23 protein-coding genes, 1 tRNA gene and 1 riboswitch are annotated in these 19,114 nt (G+C 62.9%); of the genes, 11 read left to right on the plus strand and 13 right to left on the minus strand.

Going from position 1 to position 19,114, the window contains the following annotated elements; genetic code table 11:
- Positions 1-102 precede the first annotated feature (102 nt).
- From NIT7645_RS03295 to thiC, 7 genes are read right to left on the minus strand one after another with little or no spacing between them, the layout of a single operon-like run.
- Positions 103-837, minus strand: coding sequence for a hydroxymethylpyrimidine/phosphomethylpyrimidine kinase (locus NIT7645_RS03295; protein ID WP_050686179.1), 735 nt, complete (start codon positions 835-837; stop codon positions 103-105).
- Complete coding sequence (locus NIT7645_RS03300; RefSeq protein ID WP_008559435.1) at positions 834-1,805, minus strand: HesA/MoeB/ThiF family protein; 972 nt, start codon at positions 1,803-1,805, stop codon at positions 834-836. Before NIT7645_RS03300 ends, NIT7645_RS03295 begins: the two co-directional genes overlap by 4 nt.
- Complete coding sequence (locus NIT7645_RS03305; protein ID WP_008560499.1) at positions 1,802-2,395, minus strand: thiamine phosphate synthase; 594 nt, start codon at positions 2,393-2,395, stop codon at positions 1,802-1,804. The genes NIT7645_RS03300 and NIT7645_RS03305 overlap by 4 nt, the downstream gene beginning before the upstream one ends.
- A gap of 28 nt (positions 2,396-2,423) precedes the next feature.
- The gene (locus NIT7645_RS03310) at positions 2,424-3,191 is read right to left on the minus strand and encodes a thiazole synthase (protein WP_008562339.1); all 768 of its coding nucleotides are present in this window, start codon (positions 3,189-3,191) and stop codon (positions 2,424-2,426) included.
- Positions 3,192-3,193: 2 nt separating this feature from the next.
- Positions 3,194-3,391, minus strand: a complete 198-nt coding sequence (thiS, locus tag NIT7645_RS03315; protein WP_008561266.1) for a sulfur carrier protein ThiS — start codon at positions 3,389-3,391, stop codon at positions 3,194-3,196.
- The gene (locus NIT7645_RS03320) at positions 3,360-4,334 is read right to left on the minus strand and encodes an FAD-dependent oxidoreductase (protein WP_008559812.1); all 975 of its coding nucleotides are present in this window, start codon (positions 4,332-4,334) and stop codon (positions 3,360-3,362) included. The genes thiS and NIT7645_RS03320 overlap by 32 nt, the downstream gene beginning before the upstream one ends.
- Entirely contained in the window at positions 4,331-6,145 is a 1,815-nt protein-coding gene (thiC, locus tag NIT7645_RS03325; RefSeq protein ID WP_008559219.1) for a phosphomethylpyrimidine synthase ThiC, read from the minus strand. Before thiC ends, NIT7645_RS03320 begins: the two co-directional genes overlap by 4 nt.
- Positions 6,146-6,279: 134 nt before the next feature.
- Positions 6,280-6,402, minus strand: a riboswitch (TPP riboswitch).
- 214 nt (positions 6,403-6,616) lie between these two features.
- Between thiC and bioB the strand changes: the two genes are divergently transcribed.
- The 7 genes from bioB to NIT7645_RS03360 all read left to right on the plus strand — a co-directional run bounded on the left by bioB (position 6,617) and on the right by NIT7645_RS03360 (position 12,725).
- A complete protein-coding gene (bioB, locus tag NIT7645_RS03330; protein ID WP_008562134.1) occupies positions 6,617-7,594 on the plus strand; it encodes a biotin synthase BioB in 978 nt (325 codons plus the stop codon).
- Positions 7,594-8,742 (plus strand): 8-amino-7-oxononanoate synthase, encoded by a 1,149-nt coding sequence (locus NIT7645_RS03335; RefSeq protein ID WP_037302901.1) that lies wholly within the window; start codon positions 7,594-7,596, stop codon positions 8,740-8,742. The genes bioB and NIT7645_RS03335 overlap by 1 nt, the downstream gene beginning before the upstream one ends.
- The gene (gene bioD / locus NIT7645_RS03340) at positions 8,730-9,371 is read left to right on the plus strand and encodes a dethiobiotin synthase (RefSeq protein WP_008562023.1); all 642 of its coding nucleotides are present in this window, start codon (positions 8,730-8,732) and stop codon (positions 9,369-9,371) included. Before NIT7645_RS03335 ends, bioD begins: the two co-directional genes overlap by 13 nt.
- Positions 9,368-10,666 carry an adenosylmethionine--8-amino-7-oxononanoate transaminase gene (gene bioA, locus NIT7645_RS03345; RefSeq protein WP_008560948.1) on the plus strand — a complete coding sequence of 433 codons (1,299 nt, stop codon included), beginning with the start codon at positions 9,368-9,370 and terminating at the stop codon, positions 10,664-10,666. Before bioD ends, bioA begins: the two co-directional genes overlap by 4 nt.
- Positions 10,667-10,669: 3 nt before the next feature.
- A complete protein-coding gene (locus NIT7645_RS03350) occupies positions 10,670-11,290 on the plus strand; it encodes a pimeloyl-ACP methyl esterase BioG family protein (RefSeq protein ID WP_008559792.1) in 621 nt (206 codons plus the stop codon).
- A complete protein-coding gene (locus NIT7645_RS03355; protein WP_050686181.1) occupies positions 11,287-12,075 on the plus strand; it encodes a methyltransferase in 789 nt (262 codons plus the stop codon). The genes NIT7645_RS03350 and NIT7645_RS03355 overlap by 4 nt, the downstream gene beginning before the upstream one ends.
- 122 nt (positions 12,076-12,197) lie before the next feature.
- Entirely contained in the window at positions 12,198-12,725 is a 528-nt protein-coding gene (locus NIT7645_RS03360; protein ID WP_008562482.1) for a DUF2478 domain-containing protein, read from the plus strand.
- A 224-nt stretch (positions 12,726-12,949) separates the two neighbouring features.
- Here NIT7645_RS03360 and NIT7645_RS19470 read toward each other — a convergent pair.
- Positions 12,950-13,033 (minus strand) — tRNA-Tyr (locus NIT7645_RS19470).
- Between the two features lie 120 nt (positions 13,034-13,153).
- Between NIT7645_RS19470 and rlmB the strand changes: the two genes are divergently transcribed.
- From rlmB to NIT7645_RS03375, 3 genes are all read left to right on the plus strand, one after another.
- Positions 13,154-13,930 (plus strand): 23S rRNA (guanosine(2251)-2'-O)-methyltransferase RlmB, encoded by a 777-nt coding sequence (gene rlmB, locus NIT7645_RS03365; RefSeq protein WP_037302900.1) that lies wholly within the window; start codon positions 13,154-13,156, stop codon positions 13,928-13,930.
- A gap of 113 nt (positions 13,931-14,043) precedes the next feature.
- Positions 14,044-14,541: a YHS domain-containing (seleno)protein gene (locus NIT7645_RS03370; RefSeq protein ID WP_008562914.1), complete on the plus strand. Its 498-nt coding sequence runs from the start codon at positions 14,044-14,046 to the stop codon at positions 14,539-14,541.
- Positions 14,542-14,882: 341 nt separating this feature from the next.
- The gene (locus tag NIT7645_RS03375) at positions 14,883-15,353 is read left to right on the plus strand and encodes a CoA-binding protein (RefSeq protein WP_008561552.1); all 471 of its coding nucleotides are present in this window, start codon (positions 14,883-14,885) and stop codon (positions 15,351-15,353) included.
- Positions 15,354-15,581: 228 nt separating this feature from the next.
- On the opposite strand, the gene NIT7645_RS03380 is transcribed toward NIT7645_RS03375, so the two are convergent.
- The 4 genes from NIT7645_RS03380 to hisA all read right to left on the minus strand — a co-directional run bounded on the left by NIT7645_RS03380 (position 15,582) and on the right by hisA (position 18,059).
- Positions 15,582-15,899, minus strand: a complete 318-nt coding sequence (locus tag NIT7645_RS03380; protein ID WP_008560988.1) for a phosphoribosyl-ATP diphosphatase — start codon at positions 15,897-15,899, stop codon at positions 15,582-15,584.
- On the minus strand, positions 15,896-16,657 hold the full coding sequence (gene hisF / locus NIT7645_RS03385) for an imidazole glycerol phosphate synthase subunit HisF (protein WP_008559799.1): 762 nt from the start codon (positions 16,655-16,657) through the stop codon (positions 15,896-15,898). The genes NIT7645_RS03380 and hisF overlap by 4 nt, the downstream gene beginning before the upstream one ends.
- Before the next feature lie 34 nt (positions 16,658-16,691).
- Positions 16,692-17,189, minus strand: coding sequence for a DUF2867 domain-containing protein (locus tag NIT7645_RS03390; protein WP_037302898.1), 498 nt, complete (start codon positions 17,187-17,189; stop codon positions 16,692-16,694).
- Positions 17,190-17,336: 147 nt separating this feature from the next.
- Positions 17,337-18,059 (minus strand): 1-(5-phosphoribosyl)-5-[(5-phosphoribosylamino)methylideneamino]imidazole-4-carboxamide isomerase, encoded by a 723-nt coding sequence (gene hisA, locus NIT7645_RS03395; RefSeq protein WP_008559282.1) that lies wholly within the window; start codon positions 18,057-18,059, stop codon positions 17,337-17,339.
- Between the two features lie 133 nt (positions 18,060-18,192).
- Between hisA and NIT7645_RS03400 the strand changes: the two genes are divergently transcribed.
- Positions 18,193-18,606: a DUF2147 domain-containing protein gene (locus NIT7645_RS03400; RefSeq protein WP_008559528.1), complete on the plus strand. Its 414-nt coding sequence runs from the start codon at positions 18,193-18,195 to the stop codon at positions 18,604-18,606.
- 203 nt (positions 18,607-18,809) lie between these two features.
- Here the strand turns inward: NIT7645_RS03400 and NIT7645_RS03405 are convergent, their stop codons facing one another.
- On the minus strand, positions 18,810-19,061 hold the full coding sequence (locus tag NIT7645_RS03405) for a WGR domain-containing protein (RefSeq protein WP_008559529.1): 252 nt from the start codon (positions 19,059-19,061) through the stop codon (positions 18,810-18,812).
- Positions 19,062-19,114 lie beyond the last annotated feature (53 nt).

Here is a 19,114-nt window from a genome sequence, read left to right on the forward strand (position 1 = left end):
TTTGACGGCAACGCAGCAAAAGACATCTGGCAGGATTTCTGATCCAGCCTCGCGCGTTGACCACAACAAATGGACCCCGGCGGAGATTTCGCCGGGGTCTTTTTATGCCGCGACTGCGGATTTGATCCACTTGTGAACGTGATCGCCCGCTTGCTGGCAGGCCTCTGCCAGCGAGGCACCGGCGCCAAGCGCACAGGCTAGGGCGGTTGCCAGTGTGCACCCGGTGCCCCGGCGCCCCTGCGGCAGGCGCGGGCGCTCGAACCGTGTCATATGCCCGTCCGCAAACAGGTGATCGACCGAGGTGCCACCGCTGCCATGCCCCCCCTTGATCAGCACCGCTTGCGCCCCCAGACGCTGCAACCGTTCGCCCTGCCGCGCCAGATCCACCGGTCGGGAGGATTCGGCGCGACCGCTGAGGTGGGCGGCCTCTTCCAGATTGGGTGTGAGCAGGGTCGTTCTTTCCAACAGCGGCATCAGCGCCTCGTCTTTCATCAGAACCCCGCCAGACGAGCTGCGCAGGACGGGATCAAACACCACCGGCGTATCGGGACAGAAACGACCCAACGCATCAGCAATCTCCTGCGCGGCCTGTGCAGATCCGATCATCCCAAGCTTCACGGCAGAGATGCGATCACTTTCCGCAGCGGCTCTGATCTGGGCTGAGATCACTTCTGGAGGGATTGGCGTGATGTCGTGCAGCTGCTTATGCGTCTGGACGGTGACTGCGGTCACAACCGGCGCAACGGTGCAGCCAAGGGTGGTCGCCGTCGCCGTGTCGCGGGTCAATCCCGCGCCGCCGCTGCTGTCGGTGCCCGCGATAATCAGAACGCGGGTCATCGCGGATCCCCCAACGCAAGCAGGGCGAGCCGTGGGGCAAGATCATCCCCCAGCGCCGCCGCAGCGCGCCATGCGCGCAGCCCCGTGCGACAGGCCAAAACCACCCGTCCGGACCCCGGTGGCAGCAGGTCGCGCTGCAGGTTCTGGGGAGCAATGCGCAGGGCATTGGGTGTTGCAGGGCGCGGTGCCTCCGCTGTGGACCGCAAGTCGATCACAAGATCGCCATCCCGCAGCGCCGCGGCACCGATGAATGGCACGATTTGTTCGGGCTCTGCAGCACCGGAAAAGTCAAAACCACCCATCTGCAGGTCGGCCAGATCGACGCTGAACAACCGACCCAAGGGGCTGGGGCTGTGGTTCAGGATCACCTTCAGGGCCAATTGGGCCTGTAACGCACCGATCATGCCCACCACAGGCCCCATGATGCCAGAGCTGGCGCAGGTGGCCGCACTGTCGGGAGGGTCAGGAAAGACCGCCCGCAGCGATGGAGCGCCACCGCAAAAACCGCCGACGTATCCCCCTTGGGCCAGTGCCGACGCGCTGATGAACGGGGTGCCGGTCTGCAGGCAATGGTCTGACAGCGTGTAGGACACCGCATAGCTGTCGGCGGCATCAATCACGACATCGGCAGGGCGGATGGCAGCATGCGCGTTGTCCGGTGTCAGATCACGGGCATGAGGGTGCAGGCGCAGCTCCGGGGCCATTGCGCCCAGCCGTGCGCGCGCGGCCTCAACTTTGTAGCGGCCAATATCTGCAACCGTATAAAGCGGTTGGCGCGGCAGGTTGGTGGCCTCCACACTGTCGCCGTCCATCACGGTGATCTCACCGATGCCAGCACCCGCAAGATACTGCAGGACCGGACAGCCAAGGCCACCAGCGCCAACAACCAGCACATGGGCAGCGGCCAGCCTGTCCTGGCCGTCGCGGCCAATCTCCGGCAGGGCGATCTGACGCTCGAAACGGCTCATGCAGCGCAGGCCTTGATCCAGGCACGGGTCTGCGCCTCGGGGTCGGGGGCCTGTTGGATATCGGTGACCACAGCGGCGCTGTCTGCCCCTGCCGCAAAGACGCCGGGCAATCGATCGATGGTCAGGCCCCCGATTGCGACCAGCGGTGTGTCTGCCACCATCTGTTTCCAGCGGCGCACCCGATCCAGCCCCTGTGGCGCCCATTTCATCTGTTTCAGAAGGGTTTCGTAAACAGGGCCAAGCGCGACGTAGTCCGGCCCATGGGACAGGGCGCGCTCCAGTTCGGTTTCGTCATGGGTCGACAGGCCAAACCGCACGCCCTTGCGGCGCAGCGCTGCAAAATCGGCGCTGTCCATGTCCTCTTGTCCGAGGTGAACAAAACCGCAATTTAGGTCCAGTGCGGCCTGCCAGTAGTCGTTGACCACCAGCTGGGCACCATGCACGGCGCAGAAATCCCGCGCGCGCGCAATCTGGCGGCGCACCTCGGTTTCCGGTTGGTCCTTGATGCGCAGCTGCACCAGCCGCACCCCATGCGGCACCAAGAGTTCCAATTGGCTGACATGGCCAACGATGAGATAAAAACGCTCCATAGTCGTCTCCAGAATGTGATCGGGCAGCTCAGCTCAGCGCTGCAAGGCCAAGAACGGGGGTAGAGGGCACCGCCATGTCGCGCCGCTCCATCGGGTCGGCAGCAAAGCCCGCGCGGCCAGCTTCAACTGCCAGCGCCATTGCCTTGGCCATGCCCGTCGGGTCGCCTGCCTTGGCGACCGCCGTGTTCAAAAGCACGGCATCCATGCCCAGTTCCATCGCCTGCGTCGCATCCGACGGGCGGCCAATACCTGCATCCACGATTAGCGGCACATCCGGGAAATGGGCCCGCATTGCGCGCAGGCCGTCGGGGTTGCGCAGGCCCTGACCGGATCCAATCGGCGCGCCCCAAGGCATCAGCACCTCGCAGCCTGCCTCCAAGAGCTTCTCTCCCACCACCAGATCGTCGGTGGTGTAGGGAAAGACCTGAAAACCATCGTCAGCGAGGGTGCGCGCGGCCTCCACCAGGGCAAAGACATCCGGCTGCAACGTGTCGCAATGGCCGATCACCTCCAGTTTGATCCAGGGGGTGTCGAACAGATCCCGCGCCATATGCGCCGTGGTCACGGCCTCCTGTACCGAATGGCAGCCGGCGGTGTTGGGCAGGATCCGGCAGCCCAGATCGCGCAGCTGATCCCAAAAGCCGGCCCCGGTCCCATCAGCGGTCTCGCGGCGCAGCGAGACGGTGATGATTTCGCTACCACTTTCGCGGATGGCCGCGCCCAGCACCGCAGGCGAGGGGTATTGTGCAGTGCCCAGCAAAAGGCGCGAGGTGATCTCATGTCCGTAGATCTTCATCTTCATCCCCCCTGCATTGGCGCCAGGACTTCCAGCTGGTCGCCCTCCCGCAGGTCGGTGTCGCCGCGCCGATTGCGGGCGACAAACTTGCCATTCAGCGCGGTCGCAACAGAGGGGCTGGTAAAGCCCAGTTCGCGCAGCGCGTCCTCGACGGTGCGGGCGCTCACCTCATGCGCTTTGGCGTTTACGGTGATGTTCATCATGTGTCTCCGGTCTCAGGCGCTCCGCCACCTGCTGCGCCAAGGCGGGGGCCAGCAGAAATCCGTGGCGGTAGAGCCCATTGAGGAAAAGCGTCCCGCCGTCCTGATGCAGGCGGGGCAGATTGTCGGAAAAGGCAGGGCGCAGGCCTGCGCCGGTCTCCACCACGCTGGCCTCGGCAAAGGCAGGGTGCAGGGTGAAAGCGGCATTCAGCAGCTCACTGAGCGAGCGCAGGGTGATCTGGCGGGGTGACGTGCTTTCGATCATCGTCCCGCCGATCATGAACAGCCCGCCGTCCCGCGGCACGAGATAGAGCGGCATTCGCGGGTGCAGCAGACGCAGGGTGCGGCTGATCTTCACTTCCGGGCAGTGCAGGATGGCCATCTCGCCGCGCACCGGGCGCAAGCCTTTCAGATCGGGGCCGGCGGCCATTCCCCTGCAATCCAGATCGACGTTCCCGGGGGCCTCTGTGCCAAGACAGATCTCTACCCCCAGCGCTGTGGCTGCAGCTGCCAGATCGTGGATCGCCTGGCGCGGGTCCAGATGCGCCTCCTGTTCAAAGAACAGGCCTTGCGCAAACCGGCCTGCCAGTGCCGGTTCCAGCGCGCTGATCTCTGCCCCATCCACCAGCCTGTATCCGCTGGTGCGGCGGGCAAAGCGGGTCAGCTCTGCCCGGTCGCGGGCTGGCGCAACCATCAGCGTGCCGCGCCGTTCAACAGGCGTGATCTTGGCCCACCAGTCGATGGCGCGGCCACCGAGGGTGATGACCTCCTCCTCGGCGCTTTCGCGTTCACACCAGGGCGCGAGCATGCCGCCTGCATAGCGCGACACACTGCCCGCGCCGATCTCAGCAGCACGCTCATAGACCCGGACAGGGGCCCCGCGCTGCGCCAGTTCATAGGCGCAGGCGAGGCCCGCAAGGCCTGCACCCGCGATGGTGATCATTCTGCCGGTTCCGCGACCTCGGATGCGGGCACATACAGCTCGCCGCCCTCGCGGAACTTGGCGGCCATTGCCTCCATGCCCTCTTTCTGCGCCTCTGCGCGAATGTCGTGGCTGATCCGCATCGAACAGAACTTCGGCCCGCACATGGAGCAGAAATGCGCCACCTTGTGGGCCTGTTTCGGCAGGGTCTGGTCGTGGAACTCGCGCGCGGTGTCCGGGTCCAGTGACAGGTTGAACTGATCTTCCCAGCGGAATTCAAACCGTGCGCGCGACAGTGCATCGTCGCGGCGTTGCGCCCCCGGCAGACCCTTGGCGAGGTCAGCGGCATGGGCCGCGATCTTGTAGGTGATCACGCCCGTTTTCACGTCGTCGCGGTCGGGCAGGCCCAGATGCTCCTTTGGTGTCACGTAACACAGCATCGCGCAGCCGAACCAGCCGATCATGGCCGCCCCGATGCCGCTGGTGATGTGGTCATAGCCCGGCGCAATGTCGGTGGTCAGCGGCCCAAGCGTATAGAACGGCGCCTCGTGGCAGCACTCCAGCTGCTTGTCCATGTTCTCCTTGATCTTGTGCATGGCAACATGGCCCGGCCCTTCGATCATTACCTGGCAGTCCTTGGCCCAGGCGATCTTGGTCAGCTCGCCCAGGGTCTCCAGCTCGGCGAATTGTGCCTCGTCATTGGCGTCCGCAATGGAGCCGGGGCGCAAGCCATCGCCCAAGGAGAAGCTGACATCATACTGGCGGCAGATGTCGCAGATTTCCTCGAAATGCTCATAGAGAAAGCTCTCCTTGTGGTGATGCAGGCACCACTTCGCCATGATCGACCCGCCGCGCGAGACGATCCCAGTCACCCGGTTCACTGTCATCGGCACCATATGCAGCCGCACGCCCGCGTGGATGGTGAAGTAATCGACGCCCTGTTCCGCCTGTTCGATCAACGTGTCGCGGAACACTTCCCACGTCAGGTCCTCGGCGATGCCGTTCACCTTTTCCAGCGCCTGATAGATCGGCACGGTGCCGATCGGCACGGGGGAGTTGCGAACGATCCATTCGCGGGTGTTGTGGATATTGCGCCCGGTGGACAGGTCCATCACCGTGTCGGCGCCCCAGCGGATTGCCCAGACCAGCTTGTCCACCTCTTCCTCCATTGAGGAGGTGACGGCAGAGGTGCCCATATTGGCGTTGATCTTCACCTTGAAATTGCGGCCGATGATCATCGGCTCGATTTCCGGGTGGTTGATGTTGGCGGGGATGATGGCGCGGCCCGCGGCGATTTCCTGGCGTACGAATTCCGGCGTCACGTAGTCGGGGATATTGGCGCCAAAGTCGTTGCCGTCGCGGTTCGCGTGGCAGGGCGACAGCTCGCGCAGCTGGTTTTCGCGGATCGCCACGTATTCCATTTCCGGGGTGATGATGCCCGAACGCGCATAGGCCAGCTGGGTCGGCGCCTTGCCGTCCTTGCCGCGCAACGGCGCAGGTTTCACCGGGAACTCCGGCGTCAGACGATCGCCCTCAACAAACCCGTTGTCCTCCGGCTTCACGTCGCGGCCCTCATAGCTTTCGACGTCTCCGCGCGCCTCGATCCACTGACGGCGCAGGGCGGGCAGGCCCTCACGGATGTCGGTCAGCACATCAGGATCTGTGTAGGGGCCGGAGCTGTCATAGACCGGCAGCGGCGCCTCGCCCGCCGTGGGGTGGGTGGAAATCTCGCGCATCGGCACGCGGATATCGTCATGCATTTCGCCGCTGACATAGATCTTGCGGGACGCGGGCAATGCGCCAGTGGTGATTTTTGGATTGGGGACGTTCATCTGGTGTTCCTCCGGGCGTCGGTTCAAAAACACCAGTTGCGCCGGGTCGGAGGAAAACGGGCAGGCGTGCGGGCGGTGTACGGCCGGGCCACAGATCTGCCTGTTCGGAACACGGGGCCACCTGTACCGGGTGACGGGACCATGCCCTAGCTTCCTACGCCAGTGTCAACTGGGTCAGGTTCAAAGGGTCGCGTCACCGGTGGGAACCCACCTATCAGCCTCTCAGTCCCTTGGGCGGGACTCCCCTGCGTGCCTTTAGGGGTAGGGGAGAGGGGGCAATTTGGTCAACCAGAATTTTTACCTATTTCTAGGCGGCTCACAAAACGGATATTTTCCAGTTGGTTAGCGCTAAATGCGCGTGAGAATGCCGCTCTGCGGCGAAAACACTTGTCAGCCGGGATTGATTTTATCTATTAAAATGCACAACGCAGGCCGACTTGGCCGTTTTTATCTATTAAGATTGGAGCCACCATGCTGGACGCCACACCGATCCGGACCGACTGGACCCGCGAAGAAGCGGAGAAGATCTATAACCAGCCTTTCATGGATCTGCTGTTTGAGGCCCAATCCGTGCACCGCCAGCACTTTGACCCCAATCAGGTGCAGAAATCCAAACTCCTGAGCATCAAGACCGGTGGCTGCGCCGAGGATTGCGCCTATTGCTCTCAGTCGGCGCGCAACGGTGCCAAATTGTCGGCCTCCAAGCTGATCGAAGTGGAGCGCGTGATTGCAGAGGCGCGCAAGGCCAAGGAGGGCGGGGCAACACGCTATTGCATGGGGGCCGCCTGGCGCTCGCCCAAGGATCGTGACATGGCCGCACTTGAGGCGATGATTCACGGCGTCAAAGAACTTGGCATGGAAACCTGCATGACCCTGGGCATGCTGGAAGACGATCAGGTGTTCCGCCTGCGCGATGCGGGTCTGGATTACTACAACCACAACATCGACACCTCAGAGCGGTACTACTCGGAGATCATCACCACCCGCACCTTTGCGGATCGGATCGAGACGCTGAACCGTGTGCGTGAGGCGGGGATCAAGGTCTGTGCGGGCGGCATCGTCGGCATGGGAGAGCAGCAGATGGACCGCATCGACATGCTGCTGGCGCTGGCAACACTGGAAGAGCACCCCGATTCCGTTCCGGTCAACATGCTGATCCCGATTGCTGACACCCCGCTGGCCGATGTGGCGAAGCTGGACCCGATCGAATTCGTGCGCACCGTTGCGCTGGCGCGTATCCTGATGCCGAAGTCGCACGTGCGTCTGTCCGCAGGCCGCACCGACATGTCGGATGAGATGCAGGCGATGTGCTTCTTTGCCGGGGCCAACTCCATCTTCGTGGGTGACACGCTGCTGACCGCCGACAACCCCGAAGAGGACAAGGACAGCCAACTGTTTGATCGTCTTGGCATCACTGCCATGGCGGTTGGTTGCGACGGCAGCCGCTGATGGCGGGCGCCTTCCCGAGGCATGAGACATCGCTGGAAGCGCTGCGCACGCGCGGACGCTACCGGCAATTGATGCCGCGGGATGGGCATGACTTTGCCTCCAACGACTATCTTGGACTGGCGGGCAGCGATGTGCTGCGCGCCGCCGCTGCAGACGCGCTGGCGCGGGGGGTGCCGGTGGGGGCAGGTGGTTCGCGCCTCTTGCGTGGCAATGACGCGGAACACCAGCTGCTGGAGGCTGAGGCAGCTGCATTTTTCGGCACCGAGGCGGCGTTGTTCATGGGCGGCGGCTTCAACGCCAATCAGGCGATTTTCTCTACCCTCCCGCAGCAGGGCGATCTGGTGCTCTATGACGCGCTGATCCACGCCAGCACCCATGACGGCATGCGGCTGGGCCGGGGGGAGACCCGCAGCTTTGCCCATAGCGACGTGAGCAATGCCCGCGAGGTGTTGCAGGGCTGGCGCAAGAATGGGGGCAGGGGGCAGGTCTGGATTGCGGTTGAGGCTGTCTATTCGATGGATGGTGACCTCGCCCCGCTGGATGAGCTGATGGCACTGGCGGACGCAGAGGGCGCCGTGCTGGTGGTGGATGAGGCGCATTCGACGGGCGTGTTCGGTGATCTGGGTCGCGGGCTGGCACATGGCATTGCCCACCGCCCGAACGTTCTGTCCCTGCACACCTGCGGCAAGGCGCTCGGGGCCTCTGGCGCGCTGATCTGCGGCCAGCGGGTGCTGATCGAGACGCTGATCAACAAGGCGCGCGGCTTCATCTTTGCTACGGCACCGTCGCCGCTGAACGCGGCACTGGTGCGCGCGGCCTTGCAGGAGCTGCAGCAGAACCAGGATCGCCGTCATCAGGCATGGCGGGGGATCACCCATGCCCAGGCCGAGGCCGGGCGCCTTTGCGGGCTGGAGGGGTTCCAAAGCCAGATCCTGCCGGTGGTGATTGGCGATGATAAACGGACAATGGCGCTGGCCGCTGCGATGCAGGGCCAGGGCTACGACATCCGCGGCATCCGCCCGCCAACAGTCCCGCGTGGCACCTCGCGGCTGCGGCTGTCGATCACGCTGAACACCCCTCTAACCGTCATTACAACGATGTTTGAAACTCTCGCGCAGGAAATGGAGGCTGCTCAATGTCCCGCCTGATCGTCACCGGAACCGATACCGGCATCGGCAAGACCATCTTTTCCGCAGGGCTGGTGCAGGCTCTTGGCGCAACCTATTGGAAGCCGGTGCAATCGGGGCTGGAGGAAGAAACCGACAGCCAGATCGTCTCGCGCCTGTCCGGCCGTCCGGCGCTGCCGGAGGGCTACCTGCTGCAACTGCCCGCATCGCCGCATCTGTCGGCTGAGGCCGAAGGGGTAGAGATCGACCCGGATGCGCTGCCCTTGCCCGAAGTTGACGGCGTGCTGGTGGCCGAAGGGGCAGGGGGCCTGATGGTGCCCTTGAGCCGCAAGGTGCTGTATCTCGACCTCTTCGCCCGCTGGGGCGCCCCTGTGATCCTCTGCGCGCGGACACAGCTGGGCACGATCAACCACACGCTGCTGTCGCTCAAGGCGCTGCGCGATGCAGGCTGTCCGGTGGTGGGCGTGGCCTTTATCGGTGATGCGGAGCCGATGGTGGAGGAAACCATCTGCCAGTTCGGCCAAGTGGCGCATCTGGGGCGGCTGCCGCTGCTCGGCGAGCTGACCTCTGACGCGCTGGCCGTAGCGTTCCAAGCCAGCATCCGGGTGGACCTGATCCGGGAGGCGCTGGCCCAAGGAGAGATGGCATGAGCGCCGCAGACCTCAGCCAGCTGGAATTCGACCAGCAGCACCTCTGGCACCCATACACCAATGTCGCCAAACCCGGCCCGACCTTTGTGGTGAAGGATAGCGAGGGCGTGCATATCACGCTGGACGATGGCACCCGGCTGATTGACGCCATGTCGTCGTGGTGGTGCATGATGCACGGGCATAAAAACCCGGCGATCACCAAGGCCATCCATGATCAGCTCGACACCCTGCCGCATGTGATGTTTGGCGGGCTGACCCATGATCCGGCCATCGACCTGGGCCGCAAGCTGTTGGAGATCACCCCCGACAGCCTGACGCGCATCTTCTATTGCGACAGCGGCTCTGTCTCGGTCGAAGTGGCAATGAAAATGGCCGTGCAGTACCAGCACGCCATGGGTCACGCGGGGCGCAGCGAATTTGCCACCATCCGCTCCGGCTATCATGGTGACACCTGGAAGGCGATGAGCGTCTGTGATCCGGACACTGGCATGCATCACCTGTTTCAGGGCGCGCTGAGCGTGCAGCATTTCGTGTCCCGCCCGCCGATCCGCATCCATGAGGACTGGATCGACGACCCGGCGCAGAACGGTCTGGGCGAGCTGCGTTCGGTGCTGGAAGCCAATGCAGACAAGATCGCGGCCTTCATCCTGGAACCCGTCGTGCAGGGCACCGGCGGCATGTATTTCTACCACCCCGAATACCTCAATCAGGCACGGCGCTTGTGCGATGAACTGGGCATCCTCTTGATCTTTGACGAGATCGCCACCGGCTTTGGCCGCACAGGGGAGCTGTTTGCCACCGGGTTCTGCACCGTCGAGCCGGATATCATCTGCCTCGGCAAGGGGCTGACCGGTGGGCATATTTCCTTTGCCTGCACGATGACCAACGACCGCGTTGCCGAAGGCATCGGCGGCGGCAATCCAGGCATCTTCATGCATGGCCCCACCTATATGGCCAATCCGCTGGCCTGCGCTGCGGCCAAGGCCTCGCTTGATCTGCTGACAGGCCAGGACTGGCGCGGCACGGTGGCGGCAATTGGCGAACAGATGCAGGCAGAGCTTGCCCCTGCGCGCGACCTACCCAATGTGGCGGACGTGCGGGTGCTGGGCGCCATTGGTGTCATCGAAATGAAGCACCGCGTCTCGGCAGACGAGGCCCACGCGCGGGCCCATGAGATGGGTGTGTTCCTGCGCCCCTTTGGCACCAACATCTACACCATGCCGCCCTTCATCACATCCCCCGACCAGTTGAGCGAAATCACCGCAGGCATGCTGCGCTTGGCGCGGGAGTTGTAGGGGATGGAGATCCGCTGGCTCATACAGAATAAGGCGGCTGACGTCATCGTGGTTTTTGGCGGCTGGGCCGTCGGCCCGGATGTGTTTGACCATCTTGCAGGCCCGCAGGATCTCCTTTTTGCGAGCGACTATCGCAATCTGGATGCAGAACTGCCGGATCTGTCCGGCTATCAAAACGTCACCCTTGTCGCCTGGTCCTTTGGCGTTGCGGCCTATGCCCATTGGCAGAAAGACCGCACGGATCCCTTTGATCGTAAGATTGCCGTCAACGGAACGCTTGCGCCGGTGGACGAGGCACGCGGAATCCCCCCGGCTGTGCTGGCCAAAACAGCAGAGGGGTTGAGCGAGCAGAGCTTTGCCCAGTTCCTGCGCCGGACCTTCAATGCGCCGCAACCGCCGCGGTCGATCGACGTTGAGGCCCGCCGCGCCGAACTGCATGCGGTTGCTGCGCGCGGCGCGGCCCCAGCCGTCACCTTTGATCAGGTCTGGCTGTCTGGCCGGGACCGCATTTTTCCGCCTGTCAATCAGCACCGGGCCTGGGACGGAGCAACACTGCGCGAACTGCCCACAGCCGCCCACGCCCCGTTTGACCAGTTTGACAGCTGGCAGGGGGTGATCTGGTGAAGGATCTGACCCCGCCCACCGTGGACACCGCCCGCGTGGCCCGTTCCTTTCGTCGCGGCCTTGGCAGCTATCATGATGCTGCAAGCGCGCAGGCCCGGATTGCAGCTGACCTCTCTGCGCTGTTGGCCAAGCATTTGGATGGCGCGCCCGTGGCGCATCTGTTTGAATTCGGTGCAGGCACCGGTCACCTGACCGACGCGCTGCTGCGGGATGTGTCTGTGGGCCGTCTGACGCTCAATGATCTGGTGGCAGAGGCCGAGGCGGGGTTGCAATCGCGTCTCGGGGCGCATGGGCGGTCTGCAACCTTTCTGCCTGGCCGGATCGAGGATCTCGATCTGCCCACGGGGCTCGACCTCATTGCTGGTGCCTCGGTTGTGCAGTGGATCTGTGACCTGCCATCCCTGCTGCAACGGTTTGCGACGGCCCTGCAGCCGGGGGGCTGGCTGGCGCTGTCCGGGTTTGGTCACGCCCATTTCCACGAGTTGGTGGCGCTTGGCTCGGATGCTGCGGCCCCCAACTACATGGACCACCACGACTGGCAGCAGGTGCTGCCGGATGGCCTGCATTTGACAGAGCTGCGTCAGGCGCCCATTACGCTGCGCTTTGACAGTCCGCGCGCCGTGCTGCGCCATCTTCGGGAGACGGGCGTCAATGGTCAGTCCCGCGGCGGATGGAGCCGCAGCCGTCTGCGCAGGTTCGAAGACGCCTATCGCGCACAGTTCCCCCATCAGGGCGGTGTTCGCCTGACGTACGATCCGGTGTTGGTGCTGGCCCGGCGGGTCTGAGGGGCGCAGCTGTTAGGGCGCATGTGCGGCCAAAGTCGCAGCCTGCGCGGCAATTGCACCTCTGGTGGTTTCGTGGCTTTGGCGCTAGCCTGCGGGCGAATTTTACCGAACAAGAGGCCACAATGCATCTGTCCTACGTCATGACCCAGGAACGCGGTGCCACAGACAAGCTGCTGAGCGCGCTGGCCGAGCGGCTGGAGGCCGACGGTCTGCGATTGGCAGGCATCGTCCAGACCAACACCGAATGCTACGACAGCGAGCTCTGCGATATGGATGTGCGTGTCCTGCCCGCTGGTGAGACCATCCGCATCTCCCAATCTCTCGGTCCAGAGGCGCGCGGATGTCGTCTCAATCCCGAGGCGCTGGAACGTGCGGTCGGACAGGTGAGCGCAGGTCTCGCAGAGGATCCGGCACCACAGGTTTTGCTGGTCAACAAGTTCGGCAAACACGAGGCAGACGGGCGCGGCATGCGCCCTGTCATCGGCGAGGCACTGGCGCGCGGCCTGGTGGTCGTCTCAGGCGTCAATCGCATGAATGTAGAGGCGTTCAAGGCCTTTTCAGAGGGGCTCGCACAGGAGGCAGAGCCGGACGTGGAGGCGCTGGCAAAATGGGTCCATTCCGCCGTTGCCGAGGCCGCTGAAGCAGGCTGAGCTCCGCGCAATCCGAGAAGTGAAACAAACAAAACCGATGCTGGAAACGGCATCGGTTTTTGTTTGGCGGAATTGTGGATGTCGCGCGTGATTCATCCCGACTGCCGAGAGATTGCATTAGCTGCAAAATGAAATCGTCTGAAAGATCAGTTGCTTGTGCGCGGTTTCTCATCCGGCGGCGGATGCCACCATCTTCTTGCTTGTCACTGCTGAAAGAGAGAAGATGGTGGGCGACCCTGGAATCGAACCAGGCGTGCGTCTCCGCGAGGGAGTTACAGTCCCCTGCCACACCTTGCGGCCTGTCGCCCACTGTCAGTTGCGTGTTGCACCTGATGTGGAGGCGTGATTACAAGCAGGCCAAAGGGGCGTCAACAGGAAAATCGAAAGTTTTTCTTCTGCCCTGCAATTTCTTTCTGCTGGAGAGCAAAATGTCCAAGAAACCCAAGTGGGTCGTCGAAAAAGAACAGGCCAAGAAGGCCGCTTCAGCGGAGACCGTCTGGCTGTTTGGTTTGCATGCGGTGCGTGATGCGCTGCTCAATCCCAATCGCGAGAAACTTCGCCTGATGGTCACCCCAAACGCAGAGACCAAACTGTCGGACGCTATCGCCCAGTCTGGGATCGAGGCAGAGGTCATCGACCCGCGCAAATTCAATCCGCCGATCGACAAACAATCCGTCCATCAGGGGGCTGTGCTGGAGGTCAAACCGTTGAACTGGGGCGGGCTGGCTGAAAACTGCATCGGTGCCGAGGCCCCGCGCGTGCTGTTGCTGGACCGGGTGACGGATCCGCACAACGTTGGCGCCATCCTGCGCTCGGCAGAGGTGCTGGGCGCAAGCGCCGTGATTGGCACCCGCCACAACTCTGCGCCGGAAACAGGCGCGCTTGCCAAAACCGCCAGCGGCGCGCTGGAGCGCCAGCCCTATCTGCGCATGCGCAACCTTGCCGATACCATCGTCGAGCTGCAGCGCATGGGCTTTCTGGTGCTGGGTCTTGATGGCGAGGCAGAACAGACCATCGAAACCGTGCTTGAGGGGCGCAAGGGCGATCCTGTCGCGCTGGTTCTGGGTGCTGAAGGGCCTGGCCTGCGGCAAAAGACCAAGGAAACCGTCGATCATCTGGTAAAGATTGATTTTGCCGGTGGTTTTGGCTCGCTCAACGTCTCCAACGCCGCCGCCATCGCGCTTTATGCGTCGATCGCCCGCTAAGTCCACGGTTTCGCCGTTTTCATGGACGCCCCCGGTCTTGCCTGTTACGTAAAGCTATCACAAATACGTCAGCGATCTATGCAGGCAGGACCGGGCGCGGCACACTCAGTTTCATGACACCAAGATTTCTTCGACATCTGGACCCAAGGGCGCTGAGGCCTCTGCTGACCAAGGCGGCAGCTGCGGCGCTTGCCCTTGGCGTGCTGTTGGCCGCACCGATGGCGTCCGCAGGCCCCGCACTGGTGTCGAGCCACGAAGGGCTGGCCGCCGAGGGGCAGGACGTCGTGACCTTTTTCAGCTCGGACGGGCCGGTCGCGGGGGTGCAAAGCCACGCGATTATGTGGCGTGGGGCGATCTGGCGGTTTGCCAGCGCCCAGAACCTCGCGCTGTTTGAGGCCAACCCCCACGCCTATGCGCCGCAATTTGGCGGCTACTGCGCCTACGCGCTCTCTCAGGGCATCGTAAAACGCGGCGATCCGGGGCTTTTTGTGATCTCGGATGGGCGGCTGTTTTTGCTGAACAACCCCCGCGCGCTTGCCCGTTGGCAGGCCGAACAGGACCAGCTGTTGATCAAGGCAGAGGGCCACTGGCCCCGAATCCTGAAGGACTGAGGAAACAGCGCAGGGCGCTATGTCCCTGGCCTCTCACGGGAAATGTCACGAATTTGAGAGGATCCCTTTCAAATTCAATGTGAAGCCCCATATTATTAACAGATCGCGAATTGGAACCTTCGCAGATCTTTTTCACTGTCCCTCGTTCCATACCTTGCGCCCAGGCCTCACCTGGGCGCTTTTTTATTGGCAGGGCAGCTATCCCGACACCACCCAGCATCGGGGGAGGGGGCGGCCGCGTTCGGTGGCAAAAGCCGCTTGCCTTGCGCCTTGCAGCCGATAGGCTGCGGCGAAAGGGCCACGGATCCACGCGCGCTCTCTGACAGATCAAGAGGACCACCATGCCGCACTACAGCGATGCGCAGCTCAAAACCGTGCTGGAAGAGGTGAAAACCATCGCCGTTGTGGGCGTCTCCACCAATCCGGTGCGCCCCAGCTATTTTGTTGCCCGCTATCTCGGTCTCAAGGGCTATCGTGTGCTGCCGATCAATCCCGGCCATGCGGGCAAGATGTTGTTTGGTCAGACCATCCACGCAAGCCTCAGCGATATTCGCGAGCCAGTGCATATGGTCGATATCTTCCGTCGCTCCGAGGCTGTGCCTGCCATTGTCGATGAGGCACTGGAGGTCTGTGATGGGCTGAAAGCGATCTGGATGCAGATTGGGGTCGAGCACGCCGAGGCCGCCGCCAAGGCCGAAGCTCAGGGCATTTCGGTGATCCAGAACCGCTGCCCCAAGATCGAATACCAGCGCCTGTTCGGCGAGTTGCGCATGGGGGGCTTTGCCACCGGGATCATTTCCTCGAAACTCTGACGTCTGCGGCCGGGCAGGGCGCTCCCGCCCGTTCCCGCCGTCCTTCCAGACGGCCTCCACGGTTGGGCCCGGCGCCGCTGCGCGGCGCTGATTTTATGCTGAGAAGCCCTTGAGGGGCAGGCGTGCCCTCAAGGGCCTTGCCGAGTGTGTTTCAGAGTGCGCGTCAAGGGCAAGCCGCGCTGGCGCGCGGAGGTTGCGCCTCCCTTGACCCGCCGCCCGGCCCGGGTGTCAGCCCTTGGGGCGGCTGGCCTTCTCGGCGATACCGCTCAGGCCCTGACGCTCCGCCAGAACCTGCAGCACATCATCCAGCGCCACATCGCGCGCTGCCAGCATCACCAGAAAATGATAAAGCACATCCGCGCCTTCAGAGGCGAGGCCGGCTTTGTTGTCCTTCACCGCTTCGATGATGGCCTCAATGGCTTCCTCACCGAATTTTTCGGCGCATTTTTCCGGCCCCTTGGCCAAGAGCTTGGCAGTCCAGCTGGTGTCCGGATCGGCGCCCTTGCGCGACAGGATGGTGGCTTCGAGATCGTGCAGCAGGCTCATGTCAACCTCATGGGAATACCGGCAGTGGCCATGTGGGTCTTGGCTTCCTGAATGGTGTATTCGCCAAAGTGGAAAATCGACGCTGCCAGAACAGCGCTGGCGCCACCTTCCTTGACCCCGTCCACCAGGTGATCAAGGTTGCCCACACCGCCAGAGGCGATCACGGGCACATCCACAGCATCGGAAATTGCACGGGTCAGCGGCAGGTTGAAACCCGCCTTGGTGCCATCGCGGTCCATCGAGGTGAGCAGGATTTCTCCCGCGCCCTTGGAGACCACCAGCTTGGCAAATTCAACCGCATCAATGCCGGTTTCGCGTCGCCCGCCGTGGGTGAAAATCTCCCATTTGCCGGGGGCCACAGTCTTGGCATCAATGGCGCAGACAATGCACTGGCTGCCGAACTGATCGGCGGCCTCTGCAATCACATCAGGGTTTGCGACAGCGGCAGAGTTGAAAGACACCTTGTCAGCGCCCGCCAGCAACAGCGCCCGCACGTCTTCGCGGGTGCGCACCCCTCCACCCACGGTCAGCGGCACAAAACACTGTTCAGCAGTGCGGCGCACCACATCGAACATGGTGCCGCGGTTTTCATGGGTGGCGTGGATGTCCAGAAAACAGATCTCATCCGCGCCGGCCGCATCATAGGCCTTGGCCGATTCCACCGGATCGCCTGCATCGCGCAGGCCGACAAAATTGACACCCTTCACCACGCGGCCATCAGCCACGTCCAGACAGGGGATGATACGGGTCTTCAGCATGATGTGCCCCTTGGCCGCTCGCGTTGGGTTTTCTTTACTGTGCGGGCGGTTGGGATGCAATCGCGCTGCCATTTTGCGGATGGCGGGCAATCCGGCGCAGACTGTCGCGGACGATCAGCACGTGAAAGGGCATCACCACGGCCAGATAGACCCGCCCCAGCCAGTTGTTGCGATGCACCCATGTCCCCATATGCAGCCGCCCGTCCCGCCGCAGGAAGGTGATGCGGAAGTTGAGATGACTGTCGTCGGTACCGAGGATCAGCTCGTCTGCGCTGTCATGGGTGATCGGAAACAGCGCCCCACTACCCATGTCAGCGACCTCGGTCTTCAGCCCAAGCGGAGCCACAAGCCGATTTCGCAACCGCAAAAGCCCGGCGGCCCAGCCTGGCATGGTCAGCCCGATCTCCATCGCTCTGCGCGGACTGAGCGAACTATCGACCGCATAGCCGTCGATAAAATCGCCGGGCGCCACCTGTGCCCAGATCAAGGCATCGTTGGGCAAGGGGGTCTTGGCGATCCGAGAAGCAGCCATCTGCGTTCCTTTCAGCATGGGGCCATCACCCGCAACCAGACCAAAAAACACCGCGCCCTGAAACAGGACGCGGTGCCGCATGAGCAGGATGTCGCAGCCCCCACTGGCCCGCCATTAGTGGCTGGACAACGGGGCAAGAAGGGGCAATCAGCCCTTCAGAACCGCCAGAGCCTCTTTCAGATCAATGGCCCCATCATAAAGCGCACGGCCCGAAATCGCGCCATTCAAGGGCGCGCCACAGGCCTTCAGATCCTTCAGATCCTGCAGCGAGGACACGCCGCCCGAAGCAATGACCGGGATCGACACGGCGCGCGCCAGATCGGCGGTTGCCTCGACATTGGGGCCTTTCATGGCGCCGTCGCGCATGATGTCGGTGTAGATGATGGCCGCAACGCCCGCGTCCTCGAACGACTTGGCGAGATCAGTGACCATCACATCGGTCTCCTCTGCCCAGCCCTTGGTGGCCACCTTGCCGTTGCGCGCATCGATGCCAACCGCAACCTTGCCGGGGAATTCACGCGCGGCGTCGCGCACCAGATCGGGGTTTTCCACCGCAACAGTGCCCAGAATGACCCGCGCAAGCCCCTTGTCGATCCAGCGTTCGATCGTCGCCATGTCGCGAATGCCGCCGCCCAGCTGCGCTGGCACCTTGGTCTGTTTCAGGATTTCCTCGACCGGGGCCGCATTGACCGGCTCACCGGCAAAGGCGCCGTTCAGGTCAACCAGATGCAGCCATTCGCAGCCCGCCGCAACGAACTCCAGCGCCTGTGCGGCGGGGTTGTCGTTGAACACGGTGGTCTTGTCCATGTCACCGTGCAGCAGGCGCACAGCCTGCCCATCCTTGAGATCGATAGCGGGGTAGAGGATCATCCGGCCGGTCCTTCATAAAACTAAGCTGGCGGTGTTTTGCACAAGCCGGTAGCGGATTGCAACGCGACCCGAGGTCAACCTTGCCTGAAAAGCCACTTGGCGGCCAGACTGCGACAAACAGGGAGGAATGACGATGAAAAAACTGGCCATGAAAGACCTCGCCATGCGCGCTGTGCTTGGCGGTGCGGTGGCACTGGGACTGGCAGCTGCCGCCTCGGCCGATCCGGTTCTGGGCACCTGGAAGACACAGCCGGACGATGGCTCTTATGCGCATGTCACCATGGCGCCCTGCGGCGCTGCGGTCTGTGGCAAGATCAGCCGCACCTTCAACGCCGAGGGGGAATACAAATCCCCCAATATCGGCAAGACGCTTGTGATTGATATGGTTGCCAATGGCGATGGCTCTTACGCGGGCAAGGTGTGGCGACCATCCAATGACAAGATCTATATCGGCAAGATGGATCTGGCGGGCAGCTCTCTGGCATTGCGGGGCTGTGTTGCGGGTGGATTGATCTGCTCAAAACAGACCTGGACGCGGGTGCAGTAACGCTCTGACCGTGACGCGCCGCCCTGCTGGGCCATTTGTCCGGGCCGGGGTATTTGTTGGGGATGCAGGTCTCGTGATCTGCGTCCCTTTTTCATGGCCCCATCTTTCATGTCCCCATCCTGTGTGGCCCCAGATCACAAGTCTAGCCTGCGCCCGGCCGCTCAGTGCCGCCGCCTCCGGGTCGGCAGATCAGAAGTCGGTTCTCAGAACAGGCCGAGCTGTACGGGAATCGGCACAAAGCCGCGCTTGATATGGCGCTCTCTGTCCTGTTCCGCCGCCTCCAGAGCGCTTTGCTGGGTGGGGAAGTACCGCCGACGTTCCTGACCACCTGCTGCCCCCAGTGGCCCGTTCACCTGTTCGACGCACCATTCCCCAAACAGGGTCTGGCTCAGGTTCAGCACGCAATAGCGGTGCTGGCCTTCGTGATAGTCGAATTTTTCGAGACGGATCTGCACCGGTTGGTGACCTGTAAGTGACTGTATTCGGGTCTGGGTTTGCCGTGTATGCC

The sequence above is a fragment of the Phaeobacter italicus genome, from assembly GCF_001258055.1.
In the GTDB taxonomy this organism is placed as follows: Bacteria; Pseudomonadota; Alphaproteobacteria; order Rhodobacterales; family Rhodobacteraceae; genus Phaeobacter; species Phaeobacter italicus.

Bases quoted from the DNA above. Each gene is read 5' to 3' on its own strand.
- rlmB (WP_037302900.1), top strand. From the start codon at position 13,154: ATGTCCAAGAAACCCAAGTGGGTCGTCGAAAAAGAACAGGCCAAGAAG.
- NIT7645_RS03350 (WP_008559792.1), top strand. From the start codon at position 10,670: ATGGAGATCCGCTGGCTCATACAGAATAAGGCGGCTGACGTCATCGTG.
- thiC (WP_008559219.1), bottom strand. From the start codon at position 6,145: ATGAACGTCCCCAATCCAAAAATCACCACTGGCGCATTGCCCGCGTCC.
- bioA (WP_008560948.1), top strand. From the start codon at position 9,368: ATGAGCGCCGCAGACCTCAGCCAGCTGGAATTCGACCAGCAGCACCTC.
- bioB (WP_008562134.1), top strand. From the start codon at position 6,617: ATGCTGGACGCCACACCGATCCGGACCGACTGGACCCGCGAAGAAGCG.
- NIT7645_RS03390 (WP_037302898.1), bottom strand. From the start codon at position 17,189: ATGGCTGCTTCTCGGATCGCCAAGACCCCCTTGCCCAACGATGCCTTG.
- NIT7645_RS03295 (WP_050686179.1), bottom strand. From the start codon at position 837: ATGACCCGCGTTCTGATTATCGCGGGCACCGACAGCAGCGGCGGCGCG.
- NIT7645_RS03380 (WP_008560988.1), bottom strand. From the start codon at position 15,899: ATGAGCCTGCTGCACGATCTCGAAGCCACCATCCTGTCGCGCAAGGGC.
- bioD (WP_008562023.1), top strand. From the start codon at position 8,730: ATGTCCCGCCTGATCGTCACCGGAACCGATACCGGCATCGGCAAGACC.
- NIT7645_RS03360 (WP_008562482.1), top strand. From the start codon at position 12,198: ATGCATCTGTCCTACGTCATGACCCAGGAACGCGGTGCCACAGACAAG.
- NIT7645_RS03305 (WP_008560499.1), bottom strand. From the start codon at position 2,395: ATGGAGCGTTTTTATCTCATCGTTGGCCATGTCAGCCAATTGGAACTC.
- NIT7645_RS03310 (WP_008562339.1), bottom strand. From the start codon at position 3,191: ATGAAGATCTACGGACATGAGATCACCTCGCGCCTTTTGCTGGGCACT.
- NIT7645_RS03320 (WP_008559812.1), bottom strand. From the start codon at position 4,334: ATGATCACCATCGCGGGTGCAGGCCTTGCGGGCCTCGCCTGCGCCTAT.
- hisA (WP_008559282.1), bottom strand. From the start codon at position 18,059: ATGATCCTCTACCCCGCTATCGATCTCAAGGATGGGCAGGCTGTGCGC.
- NIT7645_RS03335 (WP_037302901.1), top strand. From the start codon at position 7,594: ATGGCGGGCGCCTTCCCGAGGCATGAGACATCGCTGGAAGCGCTGCGC.
- NIT7645_RS03375 (WP_008561552.1), top strand. From the start codon at position 14,883: ATGCCGCACTACAGCGATGCGCAGCTCAAAACCGTGCTGGAAGAGGTG.
- hisF (WP_008559799.1), bottom strand. From the start codon at position 16,657: ATGCTGAAGACCCGTATCATCCCCTGTCTGGACGTGGCTGATGGCCGC.
- thiS (WP_008561266.1), bottom strand. From the start codon at position 3,391: ATGAACATCACCGTAAACGCCAAAGCGCATGAGGTGAGCGCCCGCACC.
- NIT7645_RS03300 (WP_008559435.1), bottom strand. From the start codon at position 1,805: ATGAGCCGTTTCGAGCGTCAGATCGCCCTGCCGGAGATTGGCCGCGAC.
- NIT7645_RS03400 (WP_008559528.1), top strand. From the start codon at position 18,193: ATGAAAAAACTGGCCATGAAAGACCTCGCCATGCGCGCTGTGCTTGGC.
- NIT7645_RS03370 (WP_008562914.1), top strand. From the start codon at position 14,044: ATGACACCAAGATTTCTTCGACATCTGGACCCAAGGGCGCTGAGGCCT.